Origin of the sequence: Ruminococcus albus 7 = DSM 20455, from assembly GCF_000179635.2 — a bacterium.
GTDB classification, from domain to species: Bacteria; Bacillota; Clostridia; order Oscillospirales; family Ruminococcaceae; genus Hominimerdicola; species Hominimerdicola alba.
The window spans coordinates 3,441,037-3,454,947 of the sequence record NC_014833.1; the positions used below are offsets into that span (position 1 = coordinate 3,441,037).

Here is a 13,911-nt window from a genome sequence, read left to right on the forward strand (position 1 = left end):
TTAGTCCTCAAAAGCGCTGCCCACAGTATCATTGTCCTGCTTGGGAGCTTTCTTCTTTTTCTCTGCCGCCTTCTGAGCCCTGCTGTACTTTATCGAGAAGAAAGCCGCACCTATAAGGAGCACTATCTCCGCGATGAACAGGAATGTCAGCGCAGGCTTGGATGTGTTTATCTGTGTCAGAAAAGTCAGGTCACAGGCAAGCAGCATCAGCATATGATGTGTGGTCTTCTGCTTGATAAAGTATATACCGTAAACTATGGTAGCTACTATACAGAATCCCAGATGCATACCAAAGGGAAAAGGAGTAAATACGTTCTGTACTGCGTTTGCAGTATCATTTGCTAAAGTCATTAACATTCAAAACATCTCCATCAAATATTTCTAAGTTCGTCACTGTACCCCGCCTCGTCCATGCGCTGCACAGTAAGGTCTATATGTCCGCTGTTAAGGAAAAGCGGCCTTTCATCTAATATCTTGTCGCGGTAATCATCAGCCACATAAGCCGCATACCTGTCTATAAGGTCTGCCGGGCATCCTGCTGTATCCACAGCCCTGCCCTCTTTCAGCAGCCTTGTACACTCGCGGTATTCATCGCTTTTCACCGCCACACTGTTGAAACGGTACAACTCTCTCCACTTCTGCTCGGTCATATCGTCATAGCCGTAACCGAGGGTGCCCAGAAAATCGAATATCTTAGGCTGCACCGCTTCGTCCCATGCTATATCCGTCCAGCAGTGGAAAAGGTATCCCTTCAGGAAGTCCTTGTTATCCGCATACCTTACGGCGTTATCTTCCCTGAAGGAACGCAGCCTGTCTTTCCATATATCGTAGTCCCTGTCACGGATATGCGCCTTATAGCGCACCTCCTCACTGGCCTGCTCCGTACCGTAGTTCACGCAGTCGGGCGCTATCGCACCAAGAAGGAAATCCGCCTTGTTTTTAACGTTCAGGGAATCTGCCATTGTGTAAGCCAGCAGCAGATGCACAGGTGATGACGGCATTTACTTACCCTCCAGTTCTTTGAGAGCCTTCAGCTCGTTCTTATCTACCCTGATGTTTCCGTCCTTGATGACCTCCACATCATCTTTCTTTACCGTTATAACATTGTCAGAACGGTCAAGCTTTACCCTCAGCTTACCGGTAAGCAGATTTACCTCCTGAACTACACCCTTGCCGTCGCTTGTCTTTACTATCGCACCGACCTTCGGGGTATGCTTCAGCAGATCCTCATAGCTGTCCTGCTCGTATTTAAGGCAGCACATAAGTCTGCCGCAGCAGCCGCTTATCTTGGTAGGGTTAAGGCTCAGCCCCTGTTCCTTAGCCATTTTTATGGATACAGGCTGAAAATCTCCAAGAAATCTCGAACAGCAGAAGGGCTGTCCGCATATACCCAGGCCTCCGAGCATCTTGGCTTCATCTCTGACACCTATCTGACGAAGCTCTATCCTCGTCCTGAATACGCTTGCCAGATCCTTGACCAGCTCACGGAAATCCACCCTGTTCTCCGCAGTAAAATAGAAAAGCATCTTGTTGTTGCTGAAAGTGCATTCAACATCTATCAGGTCCATTTTAAGACCGTGGTCTTCTATCTTCTGCCTGCATATCTCAAAAGCTTCCTGCTCTTTCTGCTTGTTGCGTTCTATGGTTTTAAGGTCGCGCTCGTCGGCCTTTTTGATTATGGGCTTTATGGGATTTTTGAAATTGCTCTCATCTATCTCCCTGTCAGTCATTACTACCTCACCGCACTCTACACCGCGTGAAGTTTCAACAATGACCTTGTCACCGTTGTTTATTTCGGTATCGCCCGGATCGAAATAATATATCTTGCCAACGCTCTTAAAGCGTACACCGATTATCTTGAGCATCTGTTTTCCTTTCTGTTTCGGCTTTCAATTTGCCAAACATAAAAACTCATCATACATACTATATTATTATAACACATCTTTCTCCAAATGTAAAGACACCACAATACAATTTCTACCGCTTAACTCACACCGTTCCGCCGCATCCCCGACCTTCTTTCCTTGGGCATACTGTACATGATCCGCGCACGCGCTTTGTACAAACAAATGATTTTAAATTTAACTCGGACATATTTCTGCAAAAGTTGTACAAAAACGTACAACTTTTTGCAGTTTTTCGCTGTATATAGAAGGGGTATTCATCAGGCAGACCCTCTTATCACTTTTCGGCAAGGAACATATATCTTCCGGAATGATCCCTTTTTTAGCATAAAGATCCCGGCAACCCAAATGCCGTTTACATATATCGACTTCTGTACGCACGATGGCAGGCTGACGCTGACTATGACTACGGGGATATGAAGCGACGTGTTATACTGTACAGAGGACAAACAACAGTATCTTGACAATAGAATAATATGGTTATCCCCTTAACACACCACAAGTAAGATCACTGCACCAAAGCAGCCAAAAGCCTTAAATACGCACTGTTTCCCAGCTTACGACGGTTGAATTTGTAACAGTATTCGGCAGCATATAACGCTGTGTGGATCTTTTCGTTTCCGTGGTAAGTTCCCATGATCATTGCTTTGAAGTTTGATATAACTTTATGCATCCAGTTCAGCTGACCGCTTGTCGGATCATATGTTTCAAAAACATGGAAGTATTTCTGTGCCAGCGGTTTCTTGTAACTTCGAGCATTATCACTCTCGATCTTCGAGCCTGCGCGGATATTATCCCTGGCAAATCTACCCACAGTTATACCCTTTAAATTCGGCACATCGCTCATTTTAACGTACTCGGGATTTCCTGCTGCGTTCTTCGATAAAGCTACGATCATCTTGACTTTTTCAGTACCTCTGCCGCGCTTTTTACCGTGAGTCGGAGCACCGAGATACGTGTCATCAAGTTCAACGATCCCGTCGAGCAAATAGCGTTCTTCACGGCATTTCATAGCTTTTCTGATGCGGTGAAGGATGTACCATGCAGTCTTGTAGGTCACTCCCAAATTCCTCATAAGTGTAACAGCAGAAACGCTGCATTTGTTGCTCATAATGAGGAATGCGGTGATTATCCACAGTCTGAGCGGAATATGTGTTCTGTGCATAAAAGTTCCGTTTGTGTCGGATATATCTGCTTTACAGAACTTGCAGCGCAGCAGATGGCGTGACCTTATCCTGCGGTACTCAGAGCCACCGCAAAACGGGCAGGCAAAGCCCTTTTCGAAGCGGATATCAAGCAGAAAATCCTTGCAAAAGCTTTCATCTGCGAACTTTGAGTATATCCCATCAAGTGTGATCTCAGGTTTCGGAAATCTTTTTGACATAGCGACAGCTCCTTTCGGTTTCTGTCACTATTATACTATATTTTCCGGTTTTTGAGGTCTGTTTATTTGGACAGTTTTGTAAATTATCTGTGGTGTGTTAAAGGGATAACCATGTAGAATAATATATCCGTTCCAAACTCTTTTCATATCAGGCAGACAGCGGCTTTACTTTTCCGCCGAAATCTGGTATAATTTAGTTACACCAATACCAAAGGAGGACTTTCCTTGTCCGATTTCGTTCATCTTCACCTGCACAGCGAATATTCCCTGCTTGACGGTGCCTGCCGCATCGACAGGCTGGCAGCCCGTCTTAAAGAAGTGGGGCAGACCGCCTGTGCAGTTACCGACCACGGCAATATGTTCGCGGCGATAGAATTCTATAACACCATGCGTGCCGCAGGCATAAAGCCCATACTCGGCTGTGAGGTGTATGTTGCCCGCGGCAGCCGCGAAGACAAGGATCACCGTGAGGGCAAACCATATCATCTGATACTCCTCTGTGAAAACGAAACAGGCTACCGCAATCTTATAAAAATGGTGTCCCTTGGGTATACCGAGGGATTTTACAGCCGTCCGCGTATAGACCTTGAACTGCTCAGAAAATACCACGACGGTCTGATATGCCTTTCAGGCTGTGTAGCAGGCGAGCTTTCGACGAAGATAGCAAACGGCAATTACAAAGGCGCCGAAGAAACAGCTTTGCTTTACCGCGATATATTCGGTGCGGATAATTACTTCATCGAGATACAGAAGCACCGCGACCCTGTTGAACAAAGGGTGATGCCATCGCTTATAAGACTTTCGCAGGATACAGGCATACCTCTTTGTCTTACCAATGACTGCCATTATCTCCGCCGCGAGGATTCTCAGGCACAGCAGGTACTCATGTGCATATCCACAGCCACCACCACCGATGACCCTGCCATATCCTTTGCAAGTGATGAGTTCTATGTAAAGTCTGCCGAGGAAATGGCTGAGTTATATCCTGCCATTCCCGAAGCTATGCTGAATACTGTCCGCATCGCAGACAGGTGTGATGTGGAGATAAAATTCGGCAGCACAGTACTCCCCTATTTCGGTATAGACGGTGTCAGCGACAATGCGGCTTACCTCCGCAATATGTGCCGTGAGGGACTTTACAGGCGATACGATGAACCCTCGGAAGAAGCTCTTGAACGTATGGAATACGAGCTTTCGGTAATAAACGGCATGGGCTATACCGACTACTACCTGATAGTCTGGGATTTCATAAACTATGCCAAAAGCCACGATATCCCCGTGGGACCCGGACGAGGTTCGGGCGCGGGCAGCCTTTGCGCTTACTGCATCGGCATCACCGATATAGACCCGCTGAGATACGACCTGCTGTTTGAACGTTTTCTAAATCCCGAGAGAGTTACCATGCCCGATTTTGATATCGACTTCTGCGTTGAGGGCAGACAGAGGGTAATAGATTACGTGGTGGAGAAATACGGCGCAGACCATGTGGCACAGATAGCGACCTTCGGTACTTTGGGCGCAAAACAAGCGCTCCGTGATGCTGCAAGGGCTATGGGCGAACCCTATGCCACAGGCGACAGGCTTGCCAAGGCTGCACCGCGTTCCATGCTGCTAAGCGATTCCGTTGAAAAAATACCCGAGCTCAGGGATATGTACAACAGCGATATGAAGCTTAGAAAAATAATCGACACCGCCATACTCATCGAGGGTATGCCCAGGAACGTTTCCACCCATGCGGCAGGTGTCGTTATAACAAAAGAGCCCGTTGACTTCTACGTGCCGCTGTATGCCCGTGACGGCGCTGTATCCACACAGTACACCATGACGGTGCTTGAACGGCTGGGACTTCTCAAAATAGACTTTCTGGGGCTCAGCAACCTTACGATAATCAAGCACTGCTGTGACGAGATAAAAAAGACTCATCCCGATTTTGATATAGAGCATATCCCCCTTGATGACAAAGCGGTGTACGATATGCTGTCCCGAGGTGAAACAGAGGGCGTTTTCCAGTTTGAATCGGGTGGAATGACAGCTACTATAATGAAACTTCGTCCCTCGGGTATAGAGGACCTTATCGCGGTGCTTTCGCTTTACCGTCCCGGTCCTATGGATTCGATACCGAACTATATCCGCTGCCGCCATGACCCAAAACTCGTGCGCTACAAGCACCCCATGCTTAAACCCATACTTGAAGTCACCTACGGCTGTATAGTATATCAGGAACAGGTCATGCAGATATTCCGTTCACTGGCAGGATACTCCTTCGCACGCGCCGACCTGGTAAGACGTGCCATGTCCAAGAAAAAGGCAGACGTGCTTGAAAACGAGCGCAAAGCCTTCGTATGGGGCGATGAAGAAGTATGCGGCGCGGTAGCGAACGGTGTTCCCGAAAAGACAGCGAATGATATATTCGATGAAATGACAAGCTTTGCCAGCTATGCCTTCAACAAATCCCACGCGACGGCTTACGCTACGGTGGCATACAGGACTGCTTATCTTAAATGCCACTTTTTCAAAGAGTACTTTTCGTCACTGATGACGGATGCCATAAACGAGAGTACAGAGAAGCTGTACGGGTATATCTCGGCGGCAAGAAAACGGGGCGTTGCTGTACTTCCGCCAGATATCAACAAAAGTATTGGCGGTTTCTCGGGCGAAGGCGATTCCATACGCTTCGGACTACTTGGCATAAAGGGTCTCGGAAGCAATTCCATAGCCGCGATAATAAGGGAGAGAACACTCGGAGGAGATTTTCTCAACCTGCAGGATTTCTGCCGACGTATGCAGGGCAGGGATATACACACAAAGGCTGTCGAAGCACTTATAAAAGCAGGGGCTATGGATCCGCTGCCCCTGAACAGGCATGAAAAGCTTATAAACTGTGGTATAATCATGGGTGACCTCAGCCGCGCGGCAAGCGACAGGCTGGAGGGGCAGCTGGACTTTTTCGGCAGCGGCGGCGCCTCCGGTGACGGACTTGACAAGCCCATGATAGACGCTGAGGAGCTGACCTCGGAGGAACTGCTGCTTTATGAGCACGAGGCACTTGGTATGTACCTTTCGGCACATCCCATAGATACCTGCGAACCTTTTGCAAGGGCGGCAGGATTCACCTCAGTAAGGACTATACTTGAAGCAGGACTGAAAGGCGAAGGCAGGACAGCGGACATCCTTGTAATGGTTACCAGGAAACGTTCAATAGCCACAAAGAAGGGCGATATGATGTGCTTTGCCGCCTGTGAGGACAAAACAGGAGAAATGGAAGTCATCGTATTCCCGAAGGTATATATAGCGGCAGGTGAACTTGTAAAGGAGAATGCCGTACTGCACGTACGCGGAAAGGTATCTGTCAAGGAGGACGAGCCCCCGAAAATACTGGCTGACCTTGTGGAAACGGGCGAAAGGTTCGTGATGCAGGCGCTGGGTATGGGGATCTGTCTGCGGATAGATTCAAGGGACAAAGCGCGGCTTGAAGCGGTATCGGCGGCGGCACACAAATATTCCGCCGAAAACGGCACTGCGCTGACGGTATACTTCTCAGACCTGAAGCGCCGCACCGCCATAAAGGGTGCCCACAGGATACGCATAAACGACAGGATAATGAATGAACTTTCCGGCATAGTCGGAGAGGGAAACACTGCGTTCGGATAAGGAGGGATGATATGGGACCTATTATATATAAGGTAGCAAGGATAGACGGCGATTACGCACACCTTACCAATACCGAAACAGGTGAGGACGTGCTTGTTGCCATGGCACTTCTGCCGGATGAGACCGATGAGGGCATAGTACTCAGGTGGGAAAACTTTGAGTACAGCGTTATCGGATAATCGTTATACAAAAACAAACGGAGGACAAGGCACTTCGGGATCACAGCCTGTCCTCCGCTTATTACTTATTATGCAAAAGACACCTCAGCCGCAGCGGCATGAGGTGTCTGAGTATATTATGCTGTTTTATGTACAGAACTTTTCAGCTTTGTGATGATCAGCTTCGGCAGTTCCTTGATGTATTTCCATACAAGTGCGGCCGGTATGACCATAAGGCAGGTCACGAGCCATATCAGGATGAAGTTTGTTCCTCCCGCAGCTTTTACTATTATGGAATTTGCAATAAATATAAACGGCATCGGATCGTAATGTATGACCATTATCTCCATAGAGTCCCTGCCGATCTCCCTGAGAGGCTTTATACCTTCGGGCAAAGCCGAACTCAGCAGGATGACCGCCGCGGAACCTGTAACACCAGTCAGCATGAAAAGCATCAGGCTGCCGAATTTGAGAGTATGCATATTCACAGAGGGCGGATACAAATAACAGCACACCACAAGGATGCATCCGAGTATCAGACCGTATGCCAGATCCCTGCGTTTTTTCTTGGGATCAACATATCTGAAAAACAGATATCCGAAAGTGATGAAAAACACAGCAGGTATCATACGCACAAATGAAGCCGTAAGAAATCTTATGACCCTTTCTGCCATCAAGTCCTCTTTTTTGAGTATCGAGTATATCTTTACTGCAAAAAGCGTGGCATAAAGCGTTCCCGCAAATATCACACGGGCATCCAGCCTGAGTTTATATCTCAGGAAATGGAACACAAGTCTTGCAAAGAAAAGTGTGGCAAGAAACCACAGCGGTGCATTTCCCATTGTTGTCCAGGTGGCAGTTATCATGGCGCCGATGTGGTCATCGGCATTTCCGTAACGATAATAGGATACAAGTATGTATATCGCTGAATAGATAAAGTACGGTACCATAAGCCGCACGAAAAGTCTGCCTGCTTTAAGGGCAGGGACAGCATCCTTTTTGGATATACTGTCCTTATAGCCCAGTAAAAAGCCTGTAATAACAAAGAACAGGGGCATATGGAACGAGTAGATGATTCTTACTAAACTGTAAAATGTGTGATCGCTTTTAGGTATCACAAGTTTTACGTGACCCAGTACGACCAGTAATATACCGATCGCCTTTGCATAGTCCACATGATCAAGAGATTGCCGTTTTGCGGCTGATCTGCTCATATCCCCGGCATTCTTTTTTTCAGCCATAGCTTATTTTACTGCATCGAGGAGAGCCTGTGTCCTGTCTGTACGCTCCCATGCAACACCGAGATCCTCTCTGCCCATATGACCGTAAGCTGCAAGCTGCTTGTACTGAGGCTTGCGGAGATCGAGCATATCTATGATAGCTGAGGGACGAAGATCGAAGATATCGTTAACTGCAGCGCTGAGCTTTTCATCGGATACCTTACCTGTGCCGAAGGTATCTACCAGTATGGAAACAGGAGTTGCAACACCGATAGCGTATGCCAGTTCAACTTCGCATCTGCTTGCAAGGCCTGCAGCTACTATATTCTTAGCTACGTATCTTGCGGCATAAGCTGCGGAACGGTCTACCTTCGTGGGATCCTTGCCGGAGAAGCATCCGCCGCCGTGACGGGAGTATCCGCCGTAGGTATCAACGATTATCTTTCTGCCTGTAAGACCGCTGTCGCCCTGAGGTCCGCCGATAACGAATCTGCCTGTGGGGTTTACAAAGTAAGTGGTCTTGTCATCGAGAAGTCCTGCAGGGATAACGTGCTTGATGACCTTCTCGATTATATCAGCTCTTATCTGCTCCATAGATACCTTTGCATCATGCTGTGAGGATACTACAACTGCATCTATCCTTGCAGGCTTGCCGTCAACATACTCAACAGTTACCTGAGTTTTTCCGTCGGGACGGAGATAAGGCAGAGCACCGTTCTTGCGTACCTCTGTAAGTCTGAGTGCCAGCTTGTGAGCGAGAGATATGGGCAGAGGCATGAGCTCGGGAGTTTCATCGCAGGCATAGCCGAACATGATACCCTGGTCACCTGCACCTGTATCGAAGGCATTCTCATCTCTGCCCTCAAGAGCGTTATCAACGCCCATAGCGATATCGGGGGACTGCTTGTCGATAGTAGTCATAACAGCACAGGTATGGCCGTCAAAGCCGTACTTTGCTCTGTCATAACCGATACCTACTACGGTATCTCTTACTATCTGTGGGATGTCCACCTGTGCCTTTGTGGTGATCTCACCCATGCACATGATCATACCTGTGGTGGTGACAGTTTCGCAAGCTACTCTGGAATAAGGATCCTGTTCCAGCATAGCATCGAGTATAGCGTCTGAGATCTGATCGCAGATCTTATCGGGGTGACCCTCAGTCACCGATTCGGATGTAAATAAAAATCTTGACATATTCTTTCCTCCTTGTCAATAAAGAAACGCTGTCGGTACGTCCGACATACAACTGCTGCTTACCGTTAAATCAACAGCCAATAAAAAGCCTCCCATTCCGAAGAATGAGAGGTGAAATTTTACATGAAATTCCTCATCTTCCGGAAATAACCGCAGGATTTGGCACCTTGACAAGATACGAACGGTAACTACCGCACGCACTATAACAGGTTGCCGGGCTTCACAGGACCTGATTCCTCCACCACTCTTGATAAGGCTATTTAATTTAACGTTCACTATTATACAACATTATTCTTCGCTTGTCAACAGATTTAACATTTTTTTTACAAGGTGAAGCTCACTAACTTTATCAGAAGTAATCCTATTTGGTGTGAAAGACGATTATAGACGCTTATTTTTAATTATTTTTAAGCAAATGATAGAATGTTTGAAAAACCGCTTGACAAATCATCTGCAAAGTGATATAATAATTTTCGTTGACTAAGCAAGGTCAATGACCCAGATGCGGGTGTAGTTCAATGGTAGAACTCCAGCCTTCCAAGCTGGCCACGTGGGTTCGATTCCCATCACCCGCTTTTACTGTTGAATACAGTATATGCGTCATTAGCTCAGCTGGATAGAGCAACCGCCTTCTAAGCGGTAGGTCACTGGTTCGAATCCAGTATGGCGTGTTACGGTGGGTATAGCGTAGTTGGTTAACGCGTCAGATTGTGGTCCTGAAGATCGAGAGTTCGAATCTCTCTACCCACCCTTACAGCTTCTCGGAAATATTCGGGGAGCTGTATTTTTTATGTGTATGATTTTTTGGTATATATGACGATACGAAAATTAATTATTGTCATCATGTATATGAGACGGATCATATTATATTATAGTATATGACTGCGGCAGCCTATGAGGGGTGCCGCAGTTTTCAATTTAGCATACAGGGTCATAGCGCCGGAAGAAACGATATCCCTCAGAGCAAACCAAAGATATGTACATACCGGATACCTGCGATGTATGCACGTGGTACGTACATCAAGTACAAGTTTATCAGGGTTGTATGTAACTTGTGACCCCGACTTATAAATTTCGTAACATTATCCATACGAAAAATGTATAAACTGCGCAATAAATGGTGAGGTAATGCCAAATTATAGAATTGACACAAAGTTGTATATGTGATATAATGTGTGCAACGATGAAGATCGCAGTTTATATGCGCCCGGCTGTCGGCGGAAACGTCGGGGCACACACAGCAGCGGCGCACCAAAACGGAGGTAATTATCAATGAGCAACAAGCTTGCAAACACACCTGAAGTAAAGATAGGTCTGGTAGCAGTATCAAGAGACTGCTTCCCCATGAGCCTGTCCGAAAACAGAAGAAACGCCGTTGCTAAGGCTTATACCGACAAGTACGGCGCAGAGGGACTTTTTGTATGTCCTACCGTTATCGAGAATGAAGTACACATGAGAAAAGCACTGAGCGAAGTTAACGCTGCAGGCTGCAACGCTATCGTTGTATATCTCGGAAACTTCGGCCCCGAGACCCCTGAGACACTGCTTGCTAAGTACTTTGACGGCCCTGCAATGTTCGTTGCAGCTGCCGAGGACGATTGCGGCGATGCTCTTATTGACAACAGAGGCGACGCTTACTGCGGTATGCTCAACGCCAGCTACAACCTGAAGCTCAGAGGTGTAACTGCTTACATCCCCGAGTATCCTGTTGGCACAGCTCCCGAAGTAGCAGACATGATCAACGAGTTCGTACCGATAGCTAAGACTATCGTTGGTCTGAAGAACCTGAAGATCATATCCTTCGGTCCCCGTCCTCAGGACTTCCTTGCCTGCAACGCACCTATCGCAAGACTTTACGATCTGGGCGTTGAGATCGAGGAGAACTCCGAGCTGGATCTGTTCGCAGCTTACAACGAGCACAAGGACGATCCCCGTATCCCCGGCGTTATCGCTGACATGGAGAAGGAGCTCGGCGACGGCAACAAGATGGCAGGCATCCTGCCCAGACTTGCTCAGTATGAGCTGACTCTGCTGGATTGGGCTGAAGAGCACAAGGGCGAAAGACAGTTCGTGGCATTTGCCAACAAGTGCTGGCCTTCATTCCAGACCCAGTTCGGTTTCGTTCCCTGCTATGTAAACGGCAGACTGGGCGCACGCGGCATACCTGTATCCTGCGAAGTTGACATCTACGGCGTTCTTTCCGAATACATCGGTCAGTGCGTATCCGACGATGTTGTTACTCTGCTGGATATCAACAATACCGTTCCCGGCAACATTTACAGAGAGGACATCGAAGGCAAGTTCGATTACACTCAGAGAGATACATTCATGGGCTTCCACTGCGGCAACGGCAGCTGCTGCATACTGAACAACCCTGTTATGAAGTATCAGCTCATCATGCACAGAGGTCTTGAGCCTGATGTTGAGCCTGATATCACAAGAGGTACTCTTGAAGGCGACATCAAGCCCGGCGAGATCACATTCTTCAGACTCCAGTCTACTGCTGACGCTACTCTGCGTTCTTATGCAGCTGAGGGTGAGATCCTGCCTGTAGCTACTCGTTCCTTCGGTACTATCGGTATCTTCGGCATCAAGGAGATGGCTAGATTCTACAGATACGTACTGATAGAGAAGGGCTATCCTCACCACGGTGCAGTTGTATTCGGCCACCACGGCAAGACACTGTTCAACGTTCTGAAGTTCCTGGGCGTTGAGGACAGAGAGTACAACAGACCTGCGTGCACAAGATACTTCGGCGAGAACCCTTATAAATAAATTACAGTATATTTTATAACCAAAAGGCTGCGCACTGCTGCAGCCTTTTTGGCGTGGTATATATTATAAAAGGTACAGGCATTGTATATTCACGTACGCCATGAAACAGCTCCGCACGCGGTGCGTCCATAAAAAATTTACAAACGCCCCTTGACAAGCAGAGCGGAGAGTGGTATAATAGAACGGTAAACAAAGCAGAACATTCCGTTCTCACCTTTAACGCCATGAGCAGTGAAGAGGTCGCAGTGAATAAATATACGGTGTTGAACCTTTATATTGATGTCATTACGGGTACGGAACAGTTCTGTGCCCGTTTAATTTTTATTTTGGAGGTGCTTGACTATTAGCAGCAAAGAACATCAGCTCAACGAAGAGATCAGAGACAAGGAGCTCAGAGTCATCGACGTTGACGGAGCACAGCTCGGTATACTCAGTGCAGAGGAAGCATTGAAGATCGCATTTGAAAAAGACCTGGATCTGGTTAAGATCGCGCCGCAGGCTACACCGCCTGTCTGCAAGATAATGGATTACGGCAAGTTCCTGTTTGAGCAGCAGAAGCGTGAGAAGGAGCAGAGAAAGAATCAGAAGGTCATCGAGATAAAGGAAATAAGAATGTCCTCGACTATCGACACCCACGATTTTGATACCAAGGTAAATCAGGCGATAAAGTTCCTCAAGGGCGGAGATAAGCTGAAGGTATCCGTAAGATTCCGTAAGCGTACCGTTGCACACCCTCAGTTCGGTGAAGAACTGCTGGTGAAGTTCAAGGAAGCTGTATCCGAGGTGGGAGTTGTTGATAAGCCTTCCAAGATGGAGGGGCGCAGCCTGGTAATGTTCGTTGCGCCTAAAGCAGGCAAGTAATAAGTTTTAAGGAGGATAAATCAAATGCCTAAGATCAAGACACATTCGGGCGCTAAGAAGCGTTTCAGAGTAACAGGTACCGGCAAGGTAAAGTTCCAGCACGTTAATAAGAGACACAGACTCAATCAGAAGGATCACAAGAGAAAGAGAATTCTGAGAAACGCAGCATACGCTGATGATACCAACATAGCAAACGTAAAGGCTCTTATCCCTTACAAGAAGTAAGACGAGTTGTAGGGAAGTAAAATTTGTAATAATTCTAGGAGGTAATAACTATGGCTCGTGTTAAGGGAGCAATGATGACTCGTAAGAGAAGAAATAAGACACTGAAGCTTGCAAAGGGCTATTTCGGCGCTAAGAGCAAGCATTTCAAGATGGCTAAGCAGGCTGTGATGAAGAGCGGTCAGTATGCTTACATCGGCAGAAAGCAGAAGAAGAGAGATTTCAGAAGACTCTGGATCACAAGAATCTCTGCTGCTTGCAAGATGAACGGCATCAACTACTCCACATTCATGAACGGCGTGAACAAGGCAGGCATCAACCTGAACAGAAAGATGCTTTCCGAGATCGCTATCAGCGACCCCGCAGGTTTCACAGCAATCGTAGAGCAGGCTAAGGCAGCTCTTTAATAACGGTAAAACACGCAGGTCGGTAAATCGGCTATGCGTGTTTTGTTCTATAATGAGGACAGACAAGCGCTGTAACTGATTTGTAATATTTGTATAATTTATTACATCTATGTTTATTTTGTTTGTTTATTA

General features: G+C 47.2%; 12 protein-coding genes, 3 tRNA genes and 1 riboswitch. Of the genes, 9 read left to right on the forward strand and 6 right to left on the reverse strand.

Annotated features, from left to right (window positions below):
* The 4 genes from RUMAL_RS15530 to RUMAL_RS15545 form a co-directional block, all read right to left on the reverse strand.
* A complete protein-coding gene (locus tag RUMAL_RS15530) occupies positions 1–357 on the reverse strand; it encodes a hypothetical protein (RefSeq protein WP_013499636.1) in 357 nt (118 codons plus the stop codon).
* Between the two features lie 14 nt (positions 358–371).
* Entirely contained in the window at positions 372–1,001 is a 630-nt protein-coding gene (locus RUMAL_RS15535; protein WP_013499637.1) for a hypothetical protein, read from the reverse strand.
* Positions 1,002–1,865: a PSP1 domain-containing protein gene (locus tag RUMAL_RS15540; RefSeq protein WP_013499638.1), complete on the reverse strand. Its 864-nt coding sequence runs from the start codon at positions 1,863–1,865 to the stop codon at positions 1,002–1,004.
* A 547-nt stretch (positions 1,866–2,412) separates the two neighbouring features.
* Positions 2,413–3,288, reverse strand: a complete 876-nt coding sequence (locus RUMAL_RS15545; RefSeq protein WP_013499639.1) for an IS1595 family transposase — start codon at positions 3,286–3,288, stop codon at positions 2,413–2,415.
* 225 nt (positions 3,289–3,513) lie between these two features.
* Here RUMAL_RS15545 and RUMAL_RS15550 point away from each other — a divergent pair, with 225 nt between their 5' ends.
* Together RUMAL_RS15550 and RUMAL_RS22175 are read left to right on the forward strand one after the other, a co-directional pair.
* Complete coding sequence (locus RUMAL_RS15550) at positions 3,514–6,939, forward strand: DNA polymerase III subunit alpha (RefSeq protein WP_013499640.1); 3,426 nt, start codon at positions 3,514–3,516, stop codon at positions 6,937–6,939.
* Between the two features lie 11 nt (positions 6,940–6,950).
* Positions 6,951–7,118 (forward strand): hypothetical protein, encoded by a 168-nt coding sequence (locus RUMAL_RS22175; protein ID WP_013499641.1) that lies wholly within the window; start codon positions 6,951–6,953, stop codon positions 7,116–7,118.
* Positions 7,119–7,234: 116 nt separating this feature from the next.
* On the opposite strand, the gene RUMAL_RS15555 is transcribed toward RUMAL_RS22175, so the two are convergent.
* Together RUMAL_RS15555 and metK are read right to left on the reverse strand one after the other, a co-directional pair.
* Positions 7,235–8,338 carry an acyltransferase family protein gene (locus tag RUMAL_RS15555; RefSeq protein ID WP_013499642.1) on the reverse strand — a complete coding sequence of 368 codons (1,104 nt, stop codon included), beginning with the start codon at positions 8,336–8,338 and terminating at the stop codon, positions 7,235–7,237.
* Positions 8,339–8,341: 3 nt separating this feature from the next.
* The gene (gene metK, locus RUMAL_RS15560; protein WP_013499643.1) at positions 8,342–9,514 is read right to left on the reverse strand and encodes a methionine adenosyltransferase; all 1,173 of its coding nucleotides are present in this window, start codon (positions 9,512–9,514) and stop codon (positions 8,342–8,344) included.
* Between the two features lie 130 nt (positions 9,515–9,644).
* A riboswitch (SAM riboswitch) is annotated at positions 9,645–9,771 on the reverse strand.
* Positions 9,772–10,018: 247 nt separating this feature from the next.
* Between metK and RUMAL_RS15565 the strand changes: the two genes are divergently transcribed.
* The 7 genes from RUMAL_RS15565 to rplT all read left to right on the forward strand — a co-directional run bounded on the left by RUMAL_RS15565 (position 10,019) and on the right by rplT (position 13,779).
* Positions 10,019–10,089 (forward strand) — tRNA-Gly (locus RUMAL_RS15565).
* Positions 10,090–10,111: 22 nt separating this feature from the next.
* Positions 10,112–10,185 (forward strand) — tRNA-Arg (locus RUMAL_RS15570).
* A gap of 5 nt (positions 10,186–10,190) precedes the next feature.
* Positions 10,191–10,264 (forward strand) — tRNA-His (locus RUMAL_RS15575).
* Between the two features lie 522 nt (positions 10,265–10,786).
* Positions 10,787–12,289, forward strand: a complete 1,503-nt coding sequence (locus RUMAL_RS15580; RefSeq protein WP_013499644.1) for an L-fucose/L-arabinose isomerase family protein — start codon at positions 10,787–10,789, stop codon at positions 12,287–12,289.
* A 336-nt stretch (positions 12,290–12,625) separates the two neighbouring features.
* Positions 12,626–13,150: a translation initiation factor IF-3 gene (gene infC, locus RUMAL_RS15585; RefSeq protein ID WP_013499645.1), complete on the forward strand. Its 525-nt coding sequence runs from the start codon at positions 12,626–12,628 to the stop codon at positions 13,148–13,150.
* A gap of 24 nt (positions 13,151–13,174) precedes the next feature.
* The gene (gene rpmI, locus RUMAL_RS15590; protein WP_002847157.1) at positions 13,175–13,375 is read left to right on the forward strand and encodes a 50S ribosomal protein L35; all 201 of its coding nucleotides are present in this window, start codon (positions 13,175–13,177) and stop codon (positions 13,373–13,375) included.
* Positions 13,376–13,425: 50 nt separating this feature from the next.
* Positions 13,426–13,779: a 50S ribosomal protein L20 gene (rplT, locus tag RUMAL_RS15595; protein WP_013499646.1), complete on the forward strand. Its 354-nt coding sequence runs from the start codon at positions 13,426–13,428 to the stop codon at positions 13,777–13,779.
* Positions 13,780–13,911 lie beyond the last annotated feature (132 nt).

What these genes read in the sequence shown, in the direction of transcription:
- RUMAL_RS15530 (WP_013499636.1), bottom strand. Translation starts at nt 357, where the DNA reads ATGTTAATGACTTTAGCAAATGATACTGCAAACGCAGTACAGAACGTA.
- RUMAL_RS15535 (WP_013499637.1), bottom strand. Translation starts at nt 1,001, where the DNA reads ATGCCGTCATCACCTGTGCATCTGCTGCTGGCTTACACAATGGCAGAT.
- RUMAL_RS15540 (WP_013499638.1), bottom strand. Translation starts at nt 1,865, where the DNA reads ATGCTCAAGATAATCGGTGTACGCTTTAAGAGCGTTGGCAAGATATAT.
- RUMAL_RS15545 (WP_013499639.1), bottom strand. Translation starts at nt 3,288, where the DNA reads ATGTCAAAAAGATTTCCGAAACCTGAGATCACACTTGATGGGATATAC.
- RUMAL_RS22175 (WP_013499641.1), top strand. Translation starts at nt 6,951, where the DNA reads ATGGGACCTATTATATATAAGGTAGCAAGGATAGACGGCGATTACGCA.
- RUMAL_RS15555 (WP_013499642.1), bottom strand. Translation starts at nt 8,338, where the DNA reads ATGGCTGAAAAAAAGAATGCCGGGGATATGAGCAGATCAGCCGCAAAA.
- metK (WP_013499643.1), bottom strand. Translation starts at nt 9,514, where the DNA reads ATGTCAAGATTTTTATTTACATCCGAATCGGTGACTGAGGGTCACCCC.
- RUMAL_RS15580 (WP_013499644.1), top strand. Translation starts at nt 10,787, where the DNA reads ATGAGCAACAAGCTTGCAAACACACCTGAAGTAAAGATAGGTCTGGTA.
- rpmI (WP_002847157.1), top strand. Translation starts at nt 13,175, where the DNA reads ATGCCTAAGATCAAGACACATTCGGGCGCTAAGAAGCGTTTCAGAGTA.
- rplT (WP_013499646.1), top strand. Translation starts at nt 13,426, where the DNA reads ATGGCTCGTGTTAAGGGAGCAATGATGACTCGTAAGAGAAGAAATAAG.